Raw genomic sequence first — 17,825 nt, 5'->3', positions numbered from 1 at the left:
CTTCTTGAGGAAAATATAATGAACCCGACCGTCTGTACCCACAAAAACAACCCCAACTTCTGGATTTTCGGGCTGTTCTTCTTTCTCTACTTCTTCATCATGGCCACCTGCTTTCCGTTTCTGCCGATCTGGCTGTCGGACGTCATCGGCCTGAATAAAACCGAAACCGGCCTCGTTTTCTCCAGCCTGTCGCTGTTCGCCATCTGTTTCCAGCCGGTCCTCGGGGTGATCTCTGACAAGCTGGGGCTGAAAAAACACCTGATGTGGATCGTGACCGTTCTGCTGGTGCTGATTGCTCCCTTCTTCCTCTATGTTTTCGCTCCGCTGCTGAAAACCAACATCTGGCTCGGGGCGCTGAGCGGCGGCGCCTATATCGGCTTTGTATTCTCCGCAGGCGCCGGCGCGATGGAGGCCTATATCGAACGGGTAAGCCGCAACAGCGGGTTTGAATACGGCAAGGCGCGCACCTTTGGCTGCCTGGGATGGGCGCTGTGCGCGACTACTGCCGGAATGCTGTTCAGCATTAATCCCGAATGGGTGTTCTGGATGGGGTCAGCCGCCGCGCTGCTGTTGGTGGTGCTGGTGGCCATCGCCAAACCGCAGGCCAGTCAGTCCGCGCAGGTCATGGACTCGCTCGGCGCCAATCGCCCGGCGATCGATTTAAAAACGGCGGTGCGCATGTTCCGCCAGCGTAAGATGTGGATGTTTATTCTGTATGTCATCGGCGTGGCCTGCGTGTATGACGTTTTCGATCAGCAGTTTGCCACCTTCTTCAAATCGTTCTTTGCGACCCCGGAAGCGGGCACCCGCGCCTTTGGTTTCGCCACCACCGCGGGAGAAATATGTAACGCCATCATTATGTTCAGCTCGCCGTGGATTATTAACCGCATCGGGGCGAAGAATACCCTGCTGATCGCCGGGATAGTGATGGCGGCAAGGATGATTGGCTCTTCCTTCGCCACCACCGCCGCGGAAGTGGTGGCGTTGAAAATGCTCCATGCGCTGGAGGTGCCGTTCCTGCTGGTGGGTGCCTTTAAATACATTACCGGCGTGTTTGATGTCCGGCTGTCGGCGACGATTTATCTGGTGGGCTTCCAGTTCGCCAAGCAGGTGGCGGCGATCTTTCTCTCCGCCTTCGCCGGCAATATGTATGATCGGATCGGCTTCCAGGAAACCTATATGATCCTCGGCGGTATTGCTCTGACCGTCACCTTAATATCCGCGTTTACGTTAGCGGGTAAGGCGAAAACCGAGCCGCTTCGCGATAATGCGATGATTGTTTAATCTCCGAAATTTCATGACACAGGGATGTGCATGAAAGATAAGAAAATTGATATGTTAAATATGAGAAACACATGAAAGGGCTATGGATTATTTTTCTTCAGTAAAGAAGTATTAATACTTGAATAGTTAATCCCCTCATCCCCGTAATGAGTGGTAATGATATAATCACACCTCTGTTTTTCCTGCCTAAAAATATTGATATCTTTTGAGTTCATTAATTTCTCTCAAGGAACGTAAATGAATAACGATGGCCAGTAAAATAAAAATGCGAGGCCAGAGTATGGATCTATGTAACGCAGCAACATGTGAACTGGATTACATTCTTGGCAGAGATCACAATTTATAGTGAACACCATTGTTAGAGGGTATGTTCAATCATCATGGCATCTATTAAAGACGTAGCGAAAAAAGCTGGGGTCTCGACGGCAACCGTATCGCGAGTGCTCAACAATCATCCCAGCGTCGTGCCGGAAACGCGGCAGGCGGTGCGTGATGCGATGGATTATCTCTGCTATGTCCCCAGCAAAAGTTCGTTTCAGCTTAGCGGTAAATGTTCAGGGCTGATTGGTGTGGTTTTGCCTAACCTGGTGAATCCTCACTTCTGTGAACTGTTGGCGACGGTGGAAGAAGAGGCCCGGTATATCGGCAAATCGGTGATCGTTAAAACGCATCAGAACCAGCCGCAGCAGGATAAACACATTATTCAGACCTTGGTGGGGATGGGCATTGACAGCTTGCTATGGGTGCCGACAGAAGCAGAAGTCGAACTTTCAGAATGGTTAAGTATTACCCGGATCCCGGTCGCCGTCGTCACCCAGGTGTCCCGGTTCTTTAACTCCGTATCGATTAACCAGGACCGGGGGGCAGAAAGTATTGCGGAACATTTTATTCATACAGGTCATCTTTCGTTTGGCTTTGTTGCCCAGGAAGGGGTTGATAGTCGTAAAGTCTCATCGTATACCAAAAAAATAACGAGTCATGGTTTAAAGCTTGCTAAAGATAATTCGTTCTGGATAGCCAAAGGTGAGGGGGAGAAGATATCAGGCCATATTAGCATTCTTGATGATATTATTGCGAAACTCAGCGATCCGAAGCGAACCTGTACATGTCTGCTAGTGTATAACGATATTGCGGCAAATTATATTATCGATGGGCTAAAAGAAAAAGGCATCTCCATTCCTGAAGATGTTGCGATTGCCAGTTTTGATAATACCTTGCTGGCACAAACTAAAAAAATCACCAGCGTTGCACAGCCGGTAAATGAAATTGCTCACCTCGCGTTTCAGATGGTGAAGCATCAACAGCAGCCGGACAGTATTGAAATGCACGAAATTGTCTCTCGGTTAATTATTCGTGAGAGCAGCGTAAAAATTAATATTACTTCCCTGTAAGGGATGTATGTTGAGAAATGGCGCGACAATTTGCGCCATGGGCTCCTTTTAACAAAAAATAGGTATATTTATGTCTGCTACCGCAATGGAAAAGCCAAGTGCTTATGAAAAGCTGGGGCTGAGGGAGAAGATCGGCTACGGGATGGGTGACGCTGGTTCAGGAATGATATGGAGTGTACTGGCGCTCTATCTGACGTGGTTTTATACCGACGTCTATGGCCTGAATGCCGGGGTGGTGGGCACATTATTCCTCGTTATTCGCATCTTTGACGCTTTTAGCGATCCGCTGATGGGGGCAATCTGCGACCGCACCGTGTCACGCTGGGGAAAATTCCGTCCATGGCTATTATGGATGGCGCTTCCGTTTGGTCTGGGCGCGGTACTGATGTTCACGACCCCAGAACTCAGCATGAACGGTAAGATTATCTATGCCTGGGTTACCTATCTGGTCATGTCGCTGATTTATACCGCGATTAATATTCCCTATTGCTCCGTCGGCGGCGTCATTACCCTCAATCAAAAAGAGCGCATGGGTTGTCTGTCATGGCGATTTTTCCTTAATGGCCTGGCAACATTGATTATCTCCTCCTCTATTCTGCCGTTAACCGACTGGCTGGGTAACGGTGACCGTGCTTCCGGTTTCCAGCTGACCATGATCATTATGGGCGGGGCGGCAACGCTGATGTTCCTGTTCTGCTTTTCCAGCATTAAAGAGCGGGTGGTATCGGTTAAGCAAAACGAGTCGTTGAAGAAAGACCTACGGGATATTATCAAAAACGATCAGTGGCTCTTAATGATCTCTATTACCTTCCTGAACGTTTTCCCGGCATTTATCCGTGGTGGCGTAACTATCTATTATGCGACTTATGTCATGAAGGCGTCTGTCGGATTTATTACCTTCTTTATGGCGCTGGGTGTAGCCTGTAATATGCTGGGTAGTGTGCTTGCCAAACCGCTTACCGATCGCTTTGATAAGCTGGCGCTGTTCCGCATTATTAATATTATTCTCGGCATTCTGTCATTTGCGCTGTGGTTTATCGATCCGCAATCGTTGACCCCGCTGATGGCGCTATTTATCGTAATTAACGTTCTGCATTTAATTCAATCTGGCCCCATTCTGTGGGCGATGATGTCCGATGTCGATGACTACGGTGACTGGAAGTTCGGTAAGCGCCTGACCGGTATCTCTTTCGCGGGTAACCTTTTTATGCTCAAAATGGGGCTGGCGGTGGCTGGGGCAATCGTCGCCTGGATTCTGGCGTTTACCGGTTATGTCGCGAATGAGCCTCAGCAAAATAGTAAGACCATTCAAGGCATTATCATGATGTTCTCACTGTTGCCGATGGTGAGTTATTTCATCAGCGCGTATCTGGTGCGCTACTTCAAGCTGAATAACGCGTTCCTTGAAAAAATTAAAGCCGATCTTGCAAAACGTGAACTGGAAAAAGGACGTGGTTAATAGGTAGGGGGGTAGGGCATCAGTATTATTTATCATTCAATATCAGTCTTAATCAAATTAGAATATTTAAGTGATTTTCTGTTCATATCAGAGGAGGTTCTTTATGACGCATAATAATTATTATGACGTGACGCAGTGGCATATCGGTAATCCTTATAAGGATATTGGGGAAGTTATCAACAGTATTATCCTCGATATTAAAAAGCGGCAAACCGCAACCGATATTAATAACGGCGGAAAACCTGGCGCCGTTATCTATATTCCGCCCGGCGATTATCATCTGAAGACGCAGGTTTTTATCGATATCAGTTATTTAAAAATTATGGGGGCTGGACACGGTTTTGTCTCCTCAAGTATTCGTTTCAATACACCGGCTGACGAGTGGGCGAATTTGCATGATATTTGGCCGGGCGGGAGCCGTATTCTGGTCGATATTTGTGTGCATCCCGGCGATGAAGAACATGCTGGCGCTGCATTTTACGTGAAACGCAGCGGAGCGCCGCGAATTAGTTCGGTGGCGTTTGAAAACTTCTGTATTGATGGCCTGCACTTTATTGATGATGGGCTGGGAAACAACGATCCGGAAAATAGCTATATTAACGGCAAAACCGGGATTTATATCGCCAGCGCTCAGGATGCTTTCCGGATTACAGACATGGGATTTATCTATCTTGAGCATGGTCTCACGGCGTACAATAGTGATGCTATGGCGATCCATAATAACTTTATCGCCGAATGCGGCAACTGTATCGAGCTTCGTGGCGCCGGACAGGCTTCTAAAATAACCGATAACCTGATTGGCGCAGGCTATAGAGGCTATTCGATTTATGCCCAAAACTTCGGTGGGTTATTAATTTCTGGCAACAATATCTTTCCGCGTGGCGCCAGCAGCGTTCATTTCTCTGGCGTTGTTCGTTCTACCGTTACTGGTAATCGGTTGCACTCATTTTATCCAGGAATGTTGGTTCTGGAGAATAACTGTGCGGAGAATCTCATCGCTGCAAATCATTTTTTCCGCGATCGCGAACCCTGGCCGCCGATGCAGACCTATGACAACGGCCTGGATGATGCCTATGGTCTGCTGCATATCAATGGTAGTAATAACTCGGTTATTGCCAATCATATTTCCGAAACTATTGATATCCAGTATCTTCGGCCACAGGGAATAAAGCCGGTCATCATCCGGCTGGTTGCCGGTAAAGGAAATTACCTTGCGAATAATCATATTGTTGCGACCACGGAAGCGTCAGTGCAGCAGGCGCACCCTTCCGAAGAGGACGCTTGCTTTGCGGCGCAGGTCAGCGCTTTGCTGACGACGGATAGATTGAAAACCCTTGATGTGGTCGCGGTGCTGGTAGAAAAAGCGTCGTCTCAAAACACGATACTTGATTGCGGCAATAACAAACAGTTGATGATGGACAGAACGATGAATGCCATCAGGGCTACGCCATCTCCCGGCAATGTGGAAATGGAATAATCCGGCTGTAGACGCGACGGCGCAGAATAAGTCGTCCTACTCAGCGCTGAAAACGGCTGCCCCACTCAGCACAGCGAGGCAGCCATGATTTCACGCCAGATAAAACACTTCTTTGAGCTCCGCGCTCAGCGGGCTGTTATCCGGGTTGCTGGGCATCACCTCGCGCATGTATTTCCACCAGCGCTGGCACACTTCCGTGCTGGCGACCGCCTCCCAGCGGGCTTCCGACTCAATCTCCACCGTCGCGAACAACAGATGGCGTTCTTTATCGAGATAAATGGCGTAATGGTGCGCGCCGTGGTCCTTCAGCACTGCCTCCAGCTCCGGCCAGATGGGATTATGGCGGCGCTGGTACTCCTCGTGCGCGTCGGGGTTCACCTGCATGACGAAGGCTTTACGGATCATAAGGCCTCCAGATAGAGCTCGCGAACCTCATCGCGGCTGGCGGGGCGCGGGTTACACGGCGCGCACGGGTCGGCCAGCGCTTTATCCAGCCAGCCTTCGATATCGGCTTTGCTGACGCCAAGCTGGCTGAAGCCCTGGGGGATCCCCACACGTTTGCTCAGTGCGCGGATGGCGTTGATGGCCTCCATGCTGGCAGCTTCATCGCTCATGCCGCGGGTATCGACGCCCATCGCCTGCGCCACGCGGGCGAAGCGCGCCACCGCGTTCGGGCGGTTAAAGTTTTCGATGATCGGCAGCAGGATGGCGTTGCACACCCCGTGCGGCAGGTTGTGGGTGGCGCCAGGCTGATGGGCCAGGGCGTGTACCAGCCCGAGACCGGCGCTATTGAACGCCATGCCCGCCAGGTATTGGCCAAACGCCATCTGCTCGCGGGCCTGCAGATCGTGACCATCGTCTACCGCTTTCGGCAGCCACAGGTTGATCAGGCGAATGGCCTCGAGGGCGTTGGCGTCGGTCAGCGGATGGGCACCAACGGAGACAAAGGCCTCGATGGCGTGGGTCAGGGCGTCCATGCCGGTGGCGGCGGTAACGGCTGGCGGGATGTCGAGCATCACGCTGGCGTCGTCGACGGCGATATCCGGGATCAGGTTCGGGTCGATAATCACCTCTTTCACCTGCCGCTCGCTATCGATAATCACTGCGTTGCTGGTCATCTCCGCCGCCGTGCCGGCGGTGGTGTTGATGGCCACCAGCGGCACGCCAGCGTTTTTCACTTTGCCGACGCCGGAGTAGGCTGTGGAGGGGCCAGGGTTGGCGGTGAGGATTTTTATCGCCTTGGCGGTATCAATCGGGCTGCCGCCGCCGAAGGCGATCAGGTAATCGCAGTGTGCCGCCTGGTACGCCGCGTAGCCTTGCTGCACCAGCGCTTCGGTGGGGTTGGGAAACACGTCGTCAAACAGCTGGTAAGCCATCTGCTGTTCATCCAGCGCGGAAAACAGGCTGTCCAGCAGGCCCAGCTTCACCAGCTGGCCGTCGGTAACGATCAGCGCTTTGCCCCACTGTTTACCGGCCACCAGCCTGACCATATCGCCGATAGCGCCTGCCCCGTGGAGGCTGATTTTTGGTAATGCCAACATAAAACTCATGATAATTCTCCTTAATGTTGATTTTGGGAAATCCGTTTCCCCTCACCCCGCCCCTCTCCCGCAGGGAGAGGGGAAAACCGGTCCCGGACTGCAGGCTGTCTGCGTGCGCCGGGCAGTATCCTCTCCCTTGGGGAGAGGGCCAGGGTGAGGGGGAAATTAACATCGTCTTCGCTGCATCATCCGCCGGGTAATAATCGGCAGGGAGATCACCACGATCAGCATGGCGCCGATAATCACCGACATCACGATACCGGGGACGTTTAGCAGGCTCAGGCCGAAGGTCACCAGCCCCATTAGAAAAGCGGCAATGATCACCCCGGGCATGCTGCCGGAGCCGCCGAGAATATTGACGCCGCCGAGCACCGCCATGGTGACAACCGCCAGCTCCCAGCCCATCGCCAGGGTGGGGCGGGTACTGCCGAGCCGTGAGGTCAGCAGGACCGCCGCCAGCCCGGCCATCAGCCCGACCAGCGCGAACAGCACCAGGTTATGACGCTTAACATTGATCCCGGAGAACCAGGCGCCAGTCGGGTTATTGCCGATGGCGTAGGTCCGGCGGCCAAAGTTGGTTTTATGCAGCAGGAAGGTGAAGGCGGCGGCGAGGAGGATAAACAGCGCAAACTCAAAAGAGAGCGCCCCCCATACGTACCCCTGGCCGAACCAGGCAAAGCTCTCCGGGTAGTGGTTGAGTGCCTGATCGCCCAGCAGGATATAGGTGATGCCGCGATACAGGCTCATGGTGCCGATGGTGATCACAATGGACGACAGGTTAAAGCGAGTCACCAGCAAGCCGTTGAACAGGCCGCACAGCAGACCTACGCCCAGGCCGATGACCACCAGCAGCGGGGTATCCATCCCCGCCGCCGCGCAGAAGCCCATCACCGTTGAGCTGAGCGCCATCGTCGAGGCCACCGACAGATCGATTTCCCGGGCGATAATCAGCATCGCCATCGGCAGGACGACGATCGCCTTCTCGGTAAAGGTAAAGGTCGCGTCCGACAGGTTCCAGATATTGAGGAAGTACGGGGAAGCCATCGCGTTGCCGATAAATACCGCCAGGGTGACCGCCAGTAAAAACCCTTCCCAGCACAGCAGGCGGCGCAGCGGCGACGGCGCGACCGGAGTGTTTTTCATCTCTTCAGATACCATCATTTTGCTCATGATTTCACCGCCTGTTTCTGCCGGGCTAACGCCGCATTGCGCAGGATTAACCGCCCGTGACTGCGATTGCCGCGCTCGTTGAGCAGCACCGCCATGACGATCACCGCCCCGGAAATCGCCATTTGCCAGAAGGGCGAGATGCCGATCACCGGCAGGGCGTTATTGATGACCCCGAGGAACAGCGCGCCGCACAGGCAGCCCAGCACCCGTCCGCTTCCGCCCATGGTGCTGATACCGCCGATTACGCAGGCCGCTACCACCTGCAGCTCAAAGCCGTTCGCCACGTCGACATAGGCGACAGCGAAGCGCGAGATCCACAGATAGCCGCAGAAGCCGGCCAGCGCGCCGGAGAGGCAGAAGCTGACGAACTGCATTTTTCCGGCGTTAATGCCGGTGTAGTACGCCGCCGTCGCGTTGCCGCCCGCGGTGTACAAGGCCCGGCCAGTGCGGCTGTAGCGCAGGAAATAACCTACCAGCAGCAGCGCGGCGATGGCGCACCAGCTCAGAAGCGGCAATCCCATGAGCGTGCTGCGCGGCAGGCTGAGAAAATCAGCGCTCATCTGATGTGAGTTAACCCAGCCGCCGTCAGTCAGCAGGAAGATAATGCCGCGATAAATGCTCATGGTGCCGAGGGTTACCACGATGGCGGGAATGCCGAGGCGCCAGACCAGCAGGCCGTTAATCATCCCCATCAGCAGGCCCAGCAGGGTTGCCAGCGCCAGCAGCGCCACCACCGGAATACCCGGATAGTGGGCGTTAAGCAGGGCGACGATCATCCCGGTCAGCGCCAGGTTGGCGGCCATCGACAGATCGATGCCTTTGGTGAGCAACACCATCATCTGGCCGAGGGCGAGGATGATAAGGATGGCGGTATCGTTAAACATCTCCACCAGATTGGCCGGTGAAATGAACGACGGCGCCCGGCTGCCGATGGCGCCGATCATCAAAATGATGACCACCGCCAGCAGCGCTTCGCGATGTTTAAGCCATGCGTGTCCCATCATGCCGCCTCCTGGCCGATGCCGCTGGCGGCGCTAACGATAGTTTCCGCTGTTGCTTCACCGGCCTGGTATTCGGCGACCATCAGCCCTTCGTGCATCACGATAATCCGGTCGGCCATGCCCATCACTTCCGGCAGCTCTGACGACACCATAATCACTGCCAGTCCCTGGCTGACCAGCTCGGACATAAACTGATGCACGGCGGCTTTTGAGCCGATATCGATGCCTTTGGTCGGCTCATCGAGGATGATCACCTCGGGCTGGGTCGCCAGCCATTTGCCGATCACCACTTTCTGCTGGTTGCCGCCGGAGAGGGTCTCCACCGGCTGGCGCCAGCTGAAGGCCTTAACCTGCAGGCGCGAGGCGTACTCGTCCGCCAGCCGCCATTCCCGGGCGTCGTTCAGAATGCCGTTAGGGTTGAGTTTACTGAGCTGCGGCAGACTGATGTTCTGGGCGATGGGCAGGGCGATGATCGCCCCCTGTTTCTGCCGCTCTTCCGGCACGCAGACGATGCCCGCGCGGATGGCATCGGCGGGCTGGTGAAAGCGCATGGTTCTGCCGTTCAGCCGGATCTCGCCGGAGGACGGACGCGACACGCCGGAGAGCGCCTGCATCAGCTCGGTGCGTCCGGCGCCCACCAGGCCGTAAAAGCCGAGAATTTCTCCCTTGCGCAGGCGGAAGCTGATATGAGCAAACTCGGTAGGATGACAGAGATCGGACACCTCCAGCACCGTTTCCCCGGGCGTGCAGTCGACTTTCGGGTAGGTTTGGGTGATCGCCCGGCCCACCATCATCGACACCATCCGCTCTTCGGTGATGTCGCTTATCGCCCCGGAGCTGACGTACACCCCATCACGCAGGATGGTGTAATAATCGGCCAGCTCGAAAATTTCATCGAACTTATGCGAGATAAACAGGATCGCTTTGCCGTCCTGCTTCAGACGCTCAACGATGTGATAAAACTCCAGGATTTCATGCTGGGAGAGGGCGGCGGTCGGCTCATCGAGGATCACCACCTGGGCGTCGAAAGCCAGCGCCCGGGCAATCGCCACCATGTGCCGCTGGGCGATGCTGAGGGTTTTCAGCGTGGCCCGCGGGTCGATCTGGACTTCCAGCCGGGCGAGGATCTCGCTGGCTCTGCGGTGCATCGCTGGCCAGTCGAGTGTTTTTAACAGTCCCTTATACAGATACTGGCCGACGAAAATATTTTCACTGACCGAGAGTTCGTCAAACAGCACGGTTTCCTGGTGAATGGCGGTGATCCCTACCTTATGCGCCGACTCCGGCGTTGGCAGATGAATGGGGATCGCTTTATAGAGGATCTCGCCCTCTTCGGGCTGATAAATACCGGTCATCACTTTGACCAGTGTGGATTTCCCCGCGCCGTTTTCGCCGATTAAGGCGGTCACTTTGCCGGGCCAGAGATCAAGCTGCACGTTCTCAAGGGCGCGCACACCGGGAAAAATCTTGGTGATCCCCTTCAGCGACAGCAGTGGCGTTGATGCTGACATGATAGTTCTCCACAAAAATCACCCCTCACCCTAACCCTCTCCCCAAAGGGGCGAGGGAACGGCCCGGCGTCCGCTGGCCACATCGTGCAGAGGGCCAGCCTTTCCCCCTCTCCCTCCGGGAGAGGGCCGGGGTGAGGGAACAAGGGTTAGAAAATTTTCGAGAACTTATCGATGTTGCTCGCATCGTAGACGAACGGCTCGGCCATCGCACCATTCCCCTCAGCATCCAGCTTCACTTTGCCCAGCTTGCCCATACTGGCTTCGGTTTTGGTCGCCGTGCCTTTGACTAAATCGTCGGCCAGATAGGTGGCGGCGTAGCCCAGGTCAATCGGGTTCCAGATGGCGAAGCTTTTGCTGGCGCCGGACTTGATCGCGCCGGCCATTTCCGACGGCAGCCCCAGCCCGGTGACATAGACTTTGCCGATTTTGCCCTGGTCCTTCACCGCCTGCGCGGCGGCAACAATGCCCACCGATGACGGCGAAACAATGACTTTCAGGTCCGGATATGATTTCAGCAGGCCCACCGCTTCGCGGTAGCTTTTATCCGACAGATCGTCACCGTAGGCGACAGTGACCAGCTGCACGGACGGATACTGCGGCAGCACCTTTTTCATCTCCTCAATCCAGATGTTCTGGTTAGTGGAGGTTGGGGTGGCGCTTAACACGGCCACTTCGCCTTTCTCAACGTTCAGCGCCTTCAGCGCATCGGCGGCGAGCTTGACGTTGGTTTCGCCAATTAAGGCGTTATTCGAGGGGTTAAGATGGATCTGGCGGCCTGCCGGCGCCACGCCGGAGTCCCACGAGACCACCTTGATGCCGCGCTGCATCGCTTTTTTCAGCACCGGCACCACCGCGTCCGGATCGTTGGCGGAAATGGCGATCGCATCCACCCCCTGGGCGATCAACCCGTTCAGCACGTCGATCTGCGCTTCGGCGGTGGTAGTGGTCGGGCCGGTGTAGATCACTTTGACATCACCTAACTCTTTGGCTGCCTGTTGGGCGCCAACGTTGGCGGCTTCGAAGAAGCCATTTCCCAGCGATTTCGCCACAAGGGCGATTTTAACTTCTGCTAAGGTGGAACCGGACAACGCCAGGGCGGCAACGGTGAGGATCAAGCTTGTCTTTGTTTTCATTGCTTTTACTCCACATGAGTTAGTTTTGTAGGGTTTGCAGGTGATGTTTCGCCCCGTCTCGGTGAGCGGGGCGCGATGTTGTTATGGATAAAGATCTAAAGCGGACTGCAGCGGCTGCACGTTGAAGCGTTTGCCAAGGGCGATAAGCTCTTCGCGGGTGATGGTCTGCTTCATCCCTCCCATCGACAAGACTTTCACCAGCACTTCGGCGGACTTCTCGGCGGTGTCGATCAGGCCGAAGGTCTCATCCAGCGTGGGGCCGCTGCCGAAGATGCCGTGGAACGGCCACAGCACCAGCGAGTGCTTTTGCATGGTTTCGGCGGTCGCCTGGCCGATTTCATCGGTGCCCGGCACCATCCACGGCAGAATGCCGACGCCGTCCGGGAAGACCACCAGACATTCGGTGCTACCTTCCCACAGCTTGCGGGTGAACAGATCGCTATGGTTCTCCAGAACATAGGTCAGGGCGATCAGGTTGGTGGCATGGCAGTGCATGATCACCCGGTCTTTGCCGCCGGTCAGTTTGATACGCTCGCTGTGCGACAGGAAGTGTGCCGGCAGCTCGGAGGTCGGTACGGCATCCTCGGTGAGGCCCCACAGGATATGGTATCCCGCGCCATCGCTGTCGACCTTTACCACGCCGAGGTTAGCGGCCGGGTCGAGCTGGACGTTACGGAAGAATTTGCCGGAGCCGGTGACGATAAATGGCTGGTTGGCCAGGATTGGCATCGGCTGGCTGAGGGCGATGTAACGCGGTTTGGCGTGGAAATCCGCCGCATAAGGTTCGATATCCGCTTCATCCAGACGCAGCGTCAGGTTGCCGCCGTTGCGTTCGTCCCAGCCTTTCAGCCAGGCGTCGGAGGTGGCTTTGATCATGCCCTGGACGAACCAGGCGTCGATAATGGTCTGCATAGTCTTGTCTTTCCTGTTGATTCGGTGGGGGTAGCCCCTCACCCTAACCCTCTCCCCACAGGGGAGAGGGAACTGTTCGGTGCGCTCTGGCAACATCGCGCAGTTCGTAGCCCGGGTAAGGCGTCAGCCGCGACCCGGGGGAGCCCGTGCATTACCCGCGCTGGCTCAGAACCGCATTCTCATAAGCCCGTACGTTGTCCAGCCACTGACTGCCCGCCGGCGTGTCGTGACGCTGACAGTACATCTCCCAGATGGCCTGCCATGGCAGCGATTTTTGCTCTTCGAGCAGCGCCAGGCGGGCGGTGTAATCGCCGTCGTTCTCCAACTGACGAAGCTGAGCGGTCGGTTCCAGCAGGGCACGCAGCAGCGCTTTTTTCATATTGCGGGTACCAATCACCCAGGCCGCGATGCGGTTGATGGAGGCATCGAAGAAGTCGAGCCCGATGTGCACGCGGTCAAACAGGTTGTGGCGAATGATTTCGCTGGCGATGGCCTGAGTCTCATCATCCAGCAGCACCACATGGTCGCTGTCCCAGCGCACCGGGCGGCTGACGTGCAGCAGCAGGCGCGGGATGTAGAGCATGGCGGCAGAGATTTTGTCGGAGATCACTTCCGTCGGGTGGAAGTGGCCGGCATCTAGGCACAGCGCGGTCTGGCGGCTGGTGGCGTAGCCCATATAGAACTCGTTGGAGCCGACGGTGTAGCTTTCGGCGCCGATGCCGAACAGCTTGCTCTCCACGGCGTCGATATGATGCGCCGGATCGAATTTCTCGCTGATCACCTCATCAAGGGCATTCAGCAACCGCTGGCGCGGTGCGAAGCGATCAACGGTAATATCCTTCATCCCGTCCGGCACCCAGATATTCATCACCGAGGGGGTGCCCAGCTGTTCGCCGAAATAAGCCGATACACGGCGGCTGGCTTTGCAGTGGTCGATCCAGAACTGGCGGATCTCATCGTTGGCGTGCGACAGGGTAAAGCCGTCGGCGCTCAGCGGATGCGAGAAGCAGGAGGGGTTGAAATCCAGACCCAGTTTGTTGGCTTTCGCCCACGTAACCCAGTTTTTAAAGTGTTCCGGCTTAATCTCATTGCGCGCTACCGGCGCGTCGGATTCCAGGTAAATAGCATGCAGGTTGAGACGCTTTGGTCCCGGGATCAGGCTCAGCGCCTGCTCAAGGTCGGCGCGTAGCTCTTCCGCATTGCGCGCTTTGCCCGGGTAGTTGCCGGTCGCCTGGATGCCGCCGGTCAGGCTTCCCGCCGGGTTTTCGAAACCGGCGACGTCGTCACCCTGCCAGCAGTGCATGGAGACGGGCAGACGGTCCAGCTGGCGCAGGGCCTCCTCGACATCCACGCCGACGGTGGCGTAGCGCTGCTTAGCAATTTCCCAGGCTTGTTCAAGTTGAGTGGTCATGCGCAAAGCTCCTTGGTCTGTTGTGGCTGAAACTGCGCCACGAAACGGGCAATTTCACTATCAGGATTGGGGGTAAAAGCGGTGAGCGCCGCGTTGTCGCGCACCACCTGACGAAACTCATCGACATTGGCCAGCTCGTCGAGGGTCATTAACTGGATGCCGATATTGCCGAGGGTGGAGGCCTCTATCGGTCCGGCCACGACGGCGATCCCGCAGGCGTCAGCGCACAGCTGGTTGAGCAGCGCGTTCTGGCAGCCGCCGCCGACGATATGCAACTGGCTGAAGGGCTGGCCGCGCAGCGTCGCCAGCTCGTTAAGCACCCGGGCGTAGAGCAGCGCCAGGCTGTCGAAAATGCAGCGCGCCAGCTCGGCATCGCTTTCAGGAACCGGCTGCCCGGCATCGCGACAGGCGGACTGGATCTCGGCGCTCATACTGGCCGGATTGATAAAGCGGTCATCGTTGCAGTCAATCATGAAGCGGCACGCCGGTAGCGCGGCGGTGCGGGCGATCAGCCCCTGCAGGTCGCTGACGTTTTGTTCTTTCAGCACCCGCTGCAGCAGCCACAGGCCCATGATATTTTTCAGCACCCGATAGCGGCCTTCGGCTCCGCCTTCGTTGGTGATATTGGCCTGCAGCGCCGCGTCGCAGGTGTATGGGGTCAGGCTTTCAAACCCCATCAGCGACCAGGTGCCGGAGGAGAGATAGGCGGCATGGCGGTCGGCCAGCGGGGAGGCGATCACCGCGCTGGCGGTGTCGTGGCTGGCGACAGCGACCACCGGAATACGGTTGCCCTGCGGGCAGATCCAGTGACCAATCACATTGCCGGGGTGGGTCGGCTTTCCGAACCACGCCAACGGCGCGCCGGTCCAGTTCAGCAGCGTCTCATCCCAGCTATCGCTATTGATGTTAACCAGCTGGGTGGTGGTGGCGTTGGTATATTCCCAGTTCAGATTGCCGGTCAGGCGGAAGCTGAAATAGTCGGGGATCAGCAGGGCATGCGCGGCCTGACTGACCAGCTCCGGCTGCTGCTCCACCAGGGCGCGCAGCTGGTAAAGGGTGTTAAACGGCAGAAACTGAATACCACTGCGGCGATAGATCTCCGCCCGGCCCAGCTGTTCTTCAGCGTGACGTAGCAGGCCCTGGGTGCGGTCGTCACGATAGGAGATCGGCAGTCCGACGCGCTGGCCCTGCTTATCCAGCAGGACATAATCCACCCCCCAGGTATCGATGCCGATACTGTCGATCAGGATGCCCTGCTCACACACTTTCTCCAGCCCGCGACGGATCTCGCCTTCCAGGCTATCCACATCCCAGCAGTCGAAGCCATCCACCTTCTGCAGGCTGTTGGTGAAGCGGTGCATTTCGCGCAGGGTCAGGGCACGCGGCCCGGACTGATAGCTGGCGAGCATCACCCGCCCGCTGGAGGCACCTAAATCGACGGCGACACAATGACGAATACTCATGGAAAGACCCTTCTTAAAATCATTGTCCGCAGTCTAAAAAAGGCCGCTCACTGACACCTTCTCGCTACGGACAGTCAAAACTGGCCGCTGGCAAGAAAGCAAAGGTGACCGTGAGGGAAATCACAATTTGTGGTTTTAGGGGGTGGCGAGGGGGATGTGATGGCGTCCGCAGTTCCGTATCTTTCCGGCTGATTCTTGAAAAAGCGGCAGGATTTACGAATTTCATGGTCAAAAATTGAAGGCCGGATAGCCAACCCTTCATTACTATCAGCCGGTGACTGATAATTTTTCTCATTACGAGGGTGGCATCATGACCATATTGCACAGTACGGATTTCTTTAAGGCCGGGATCTCGACGGTGGCTATTGAACCCCGCCTCCCTCAGTCGGCCTTTCCGGAACATCACCATGATTTCCATGAAATTGTCATCGTGGAGCAGGGCACGGGTATTCACGTCTTCAATGGTCAGCCCTATACCATCGGCGGCGGCTCAGTCTGCTTTATCCGCGATCATGACCGGCATCTTTACGAGCATACGGACAATCTGTGTCTGACCAATGTGCTCTATCGCGCGCCGGATGCGTTTCGTTTTCTCGCCGGGGTCAACCAGCTGCTGCCCCAGGAGCAGGAGGGGAACTACCCGTCGCACTGGCGGGTGAACCAGACGGTCCTGCAGCAGGTTCGGCATATCGTGGCGCAGATGGAGGCCATGGGGAGCGAAACGGATACCCATGCCGTCGCCAGCCGTGAGATCCTGTTTATGCAGCTGCTGGTGCTGTTACGTAAAAGCAGTCTTGCGGAAGAGGCTACCAACAATGATGCGCGGCTGAATCAGCTGCTGGCCTGGCTGGAAGATCATTTTGCCCAGGAGATCTGCTGGGAGGAGGTGGCGGCGCAGTTTTCGCTGTCGCTGCGTACCCTGCACCGCCAGCTGAAGCAGCAGACTGGCCTGACGCCGCAGCGCTATCTTAATCGGGTGCGCCTGATGAAGGCCCGGCACCTGCTGCGCCACAGCGATGAAAGTGTGACTGATATCGCTTTTCGCTGCGGCTTCGGCGACAGTAACCACTTTTCGACGCTTTTTCGCCGCGAATTTGACTGGTCGCCGCGCGATATCCGCCAGGGCCGCGACGCCATTCTTCAGTAACGCGAGAAGAGTCAACGTATTGCGGGTTAAAAACGCGAATAATGCGCCGTTATCCGCGTTTGGAGTGTGAGCCGTGGCCGGTCTGATTCTACGTAAAGAGGAGTTTTTCCCTTCCGCCACACAGGCAGTGGCAGTGGCCGACCGCTACCCGCAAAACGTTTTTGCCGAACATACCCATGAGTTCTGCGAGCTGGTGCTGGTGTGGCGGGGCAACGGGCTGCACGTCCTTAACGATCGCCCCTGGCGCATTACCCGCGGCGATCTGTTCTATATTCGCGCCGAAGATAAACACTCCTATGCTTCGGTCAATGATTTAGTTCTGCAGAACATCATCTATTGCCCGGAGCGGCTGCAACTTAATTTTGACTGGGCGGGAGCGATCCCTGGCCTCTTTGGCACGCCGTGGAAGCCCCACTGGCGCATGGGTAGCACAGGTATGGCTCAGGCGCGCCAGGTGATTAGCCAGCTTGAGCATGAGTGCGCCCGGCGCGACGCGCAGGGAAATGCGATGGCCGAACTGCTGTTTGCCCAGCTGGCGCTGACGTTGCAGCGCCATCGCTACGCGACGGATGATCCCGCGGCGACGCAGCGCGAAGCGCTGCTGGACAAACTGCTGGCCGCGTTGGCGGCCAGCCTCAGCCGCCCCTTTGTTCTGGAGCGTTTCTGCGAGCAGGAGGGCGGCAGCGAGCGGGCGCTACGCCAGCAGTTTCGCCAGCAAACCGGGATGACCATCAATCACTATTTACGCCAGCTGCGGATCTGCCACGCGCAGTACCTGCTGCAGCATACCGAGCGCTTAATCGGCGATATCGCCATGCAGTGCGGCTTTGAGGACAGTAACTACTTTTCGGTGGTTTTTAGCCGGGAAATCGGCATGTCGCCGGGGCAATGGCGGCAGCGCAGTCGCGCCGCCGCCTGAAAACCG

Annotated in this window: 15 protein-coding genes; 6 read left to right on the top strand and 9 right to left on the bottom strand. The window is 56.5% G+C overall.

Annotation, left to right across the window (positions count from 1 at the left end):
- Positions 1-18: 18 nt before the first annotated feature.
- From CWM54_RS25225 to CWM54_RS25210, 4 genes are all read left to right on the top strand, one after another.
- Positions 19-1,284 carry an MFS transporter gene (locus CWM54_RS25225; protein ID WP_100698888.1) on the top strand — a complete coding sequence of 422 codons (1,266 nt, stop codon included), beginning with the start codon at positions 19-21 and terminating at the stop codon, positions 1,282-1,284.
- 380 nt (positions 1,285-1,664) lie between these two features.
- Entirely contained in the window at positions 1,665-2,675 is a 1,011-nt protein-coding gene (locus CWM54_RS25220; RefSeq protein WP_061156249.1) for a LacI family DNA-binding transcriptional regulator, read from the top strand.
- A gap of 70 nt (positions 2,676-2,745) precedes the next feature.
- Positions 2,746-4,134: a glycoside-pentoside-hexuronide (GPH):cation symporter gene (locus tag CWM54_RS25215; protein ID WP_100682019.1), complete on the top strand. Its 1,389-nt coding sequence runs from the start codon at positions 2,746-2,748 to the stop codon at positions 4,132-4,134.
- Positions 4,135-4,237: 103 nt separating this feature from the next.
- Complete coding sequence (locus tag CWM54_RS25210) at positions 4,238-5,611, top strand: NosD domain-containing protein (protein ID WP_061156247.1); 1,374 nt, start codon at positions 4,238-4,240, stop codon at positions 5,609-5,611.
- A 90-nt stretch (positions 5,612-5,701) separates the two neighbouring features.
- Here the strand turns inward: CWM54_RS25210 and rhaM are convergent, their stop codons facing one another.
- From rhaM to rhaB, 9 genes are all read right to left on the bottom strand, one after another.
- Positions 5,702-6,016: an L-rhamnose mutarotase gene (rhaM, locus tag CWM54_RS25205; RefSeq protein WP_002882870.1), complete on the bottom strand. Its 315-nt coding sequence runs from the start codon at positions 6,014-6,016 to the stop codon at positions 5,702-5,704.
- Positions 6,013-7,161, bottom strand: a complete 1,149-nt coding sequence (gene fucO, locus CWM54_RS25200) for a lactaldehyde reductase (RefSeq protein ID WP_061156246.1) — start codon at positions 7,159-7,161, stop codon at positions 6,013-6,015. Before fucO ends, rhaM begins: the two co-directional genes overlap by 4 nt.
- 156 nt (positions 7,162-7,317) lie before the next feature.
- Entirely contained in the window at positions 7,318-8,322 is a 1,005-nt protein-coding gene (locus CWM54_RS25195; protein ID WP_100682020.1) for an ABC transporter permease, read from the bottom strand.
- Positions 8,319-9,326 (bottom strand): ABC transporter permease, encoded by a 1,008-nt coding sequence (locus CWM54_RS25190; protein WP_165785847.1) that lies wholly within the window; start codon positions 9,324-9,326, stop codon positions 8,319-8,321. Before CWM54_RS25190 ends, CWM54_RS25195 begins: the two co-directional genes overlap by 4 nt.
- Positions 9,323-10,834, bottom strand: a complete 1,512-nt coding sequence (locus CWM54_RS25185) for a sugar ABC transporter ATP-binding protein (protein WP_100698886.1) — start codon at positions 10,832-10,834, stop codon at positions 9,323-9,325. The genes CWM54_RS25190 and CWM54_RS25185 overlap by 4 nt, the downstream gene beginning before the upstream one ends.
- 146 nt (positions 10,835-10,980) lie before the next feature.
- Positions 10,981-11,967 (bottom strand): rhamnose ABC transporter substrate-binding protein, encoded by a 987-nt coding sequence (gene rhaS, locus CWM54_RS25180; protein WP_100682022.1) that lies wholly within the window; start codon positions 11,965-11,967, stop codon positions 10,981-10,983.
- A gap of 81 nt (positions 11,968-12,048) precedes the next feature.
- A complete protein-coding gene (rhaD, locus tag CWM54_RS25175) occupies positions 12,049-12,879 on the bottom strand; it encodes a rhamnulose-1-phosphate aldolase (protein WP_100698884.1) in 831 nt (276 codons plus the stop codon).
- A 151-nt stretch (positions 12,880-13,030) separates the two neighbouring features.
- A complete protein-coding gene (rhaA, locus tag CWM54_RS25170; protein WP_100698882.1) occupies positions 13,031-14,290 on the bottom strand; it encodes an L-rhamnose isomerase in 1,260 nt (419 codons plus the stop codon).
- Positions 14,287-15,753, bottom strand: coding sequence for a rhamnulokinase (gene rhaB / locus CWM54_RS25165; protein ID WP_100698880.1), 1,467 nt, complete (start codon positions 15,751-15,753; stop codon positions 14,287-14,289). The genes rhaA and rhaB overlap by 4 nt, the downstream gene beginning before the upstream one ends.
- A 310-nt stretch (positions 15,754-16,063) precedes the next feature.
- Here rhaB and rhaS (CWM54_RS25155) point away from each other — a divergent pair, with 310 nt between their 5' ends.
- The gene (gene rhaS / locus CWM54_RS25155) at positions 16,064-16,900 is read left to right on the top strand and encodes an HTH-type transcriptional activator RhaS (RefSeq protein WP_061156241.1); all 837 of its coding nucleotides are present in this window, start codon (positions 16,064-16,066) and stop codon (positions 16,898-16,900) included.
- Between the two features lie 73 nt (positions 16,901-16,973).
- Positions 16,974-17,819 carry an HTH-type transcriptional activator RhaR gene (gene rhaR / locus CWM54_RS25150; protein ID WP_002882891.1) on the top strand — a complete coding sequence of 282 codons (846 nt, stop codon included), beginning with the start codon at positions 16,974-16,976 and terminating at the stop codon, positions 17,817-17,819.
- Positions 17,820-17,825: the final 6 nt, after the last annotated feature.

Origin of the sequence: Klebsiella sp. D-Nf1 (assembly GCF_002810515.1) — a bacterium.
Taxonomy (GTDB): Bacteria; Pseudomonadota; Gammaproteobacteria; order Enterobacterales; family Enterobacteriaceae; genus Klebsiella; species Klebsiella variicola.
The sequence above is the reverse complement of the archived record's forward strand: the minus strand, read 5'-3'. Positions and strand labels throughout refer to the sequence as shown.

What these genes read in the sequence shown, in the direction of transcription:
- CWM54_RS25225 (WP_100698888.1), top strand. Translation starts at nt 19, where the DNA reads ATGAACCCGACCGTCTGTACCCACAAAAACAACCCCAACTTCTGGATT.
- CWM54_RS25220 (WP_061156249.1), top strand. Translation starts at nt 1,665, where the DNA reads ATGGCATCTATTAAAGACGTAGCGAAAAAAGCTGGGGTCTCGACGGCA.
- CWM54_RS25215 (WP_100682019.1), top strand. Translation starts at nt 2,746, where the DNA reads ATGTCTGCTACCGCAATGGAAAAGCCAAGTGCTTATGAAAAGCTGGGG.
- CWM54_RS25210 (WP_061156247.1), top strand. Translation starts at nt 4,238, where the DNA reads ATGACGCATAATAATTATTATGACGTGACGCAGTGGCATATCGGTAAT.
- rhaM (WP_002882870.1), bottom strand. Translation starts at nt 6,016, where the DNA reads ATGATCCGTAAAGCCTTCGTCATGCAGGTGAACCCCGACGCGCACGAG.
- fucO (WP_061156246.1), bottom strand. Translation starts at nt 7,161, where the DNA reads ATGAGTTTTATGTTGGCATTACCAAAAATCAGCCTCCACGGGGCAGGC.
- CWM54_RS25195 (WP_100682020.1), bottom strand. Translation starts at nt 8,322, where the DNA reads ATGAGCAAAATGATGGTATCTGAAGAGATGAAAAACACTCCGGTCGCG.
- CWM54_RS25190 (WP_165785847.1), bottom strand. Translation starts at nt 9,326, where the DNA reads ATGATGGGACACGCATGGCTTAAACATCGCGAAGCGCTGCTGGCGGTG.
- CWM54_RS25185 (WP_100698886.1), bottom strand. Translation starts at nt 10,834, where the DNA reads ATGTCAGCATCAACGCCACTGCTGTCGCTGAAGGGGATCACCAAGATT.
- rhaS (WP_100682022.1), bottom strand. Translation starts at nt 11,967, where the DNA reads ATGAAAACAAAGACAAGCTTGATCCTCACCGTTGCCGCCCTGGCGTTG.
- rhaD (WP_100698884.1), bottom strand. Translation starts at nt 12,879, where the DNA reads ATGCAGACCATTATCGACGCCTGGTTCGTCCAGGGCATGATCAAAGCC.
- rhaA (WP_100698882.1), bottom strand. Translation starts at nt 14,290, where the DNA reads ATGACCACTCAACTTGAACAAGCCTGGGAAATTGCTAAGCAGCGCTAC.
- rhaB (WP_100698880.1), bottom strand. Translation starts at nt 15,753, where the DNA reads ATGAGTATTCGTCATTGTGTCGCCGTCGATTTAGGTGCCTCCAGCGGG.
- rhaS (WP_061156241.1), top strand. Translation starts at nt 16,064, where the DNA reads ATGACCATATTGCACAGTACGGATTTCTTTAAGGCCGGGATCTCGACG.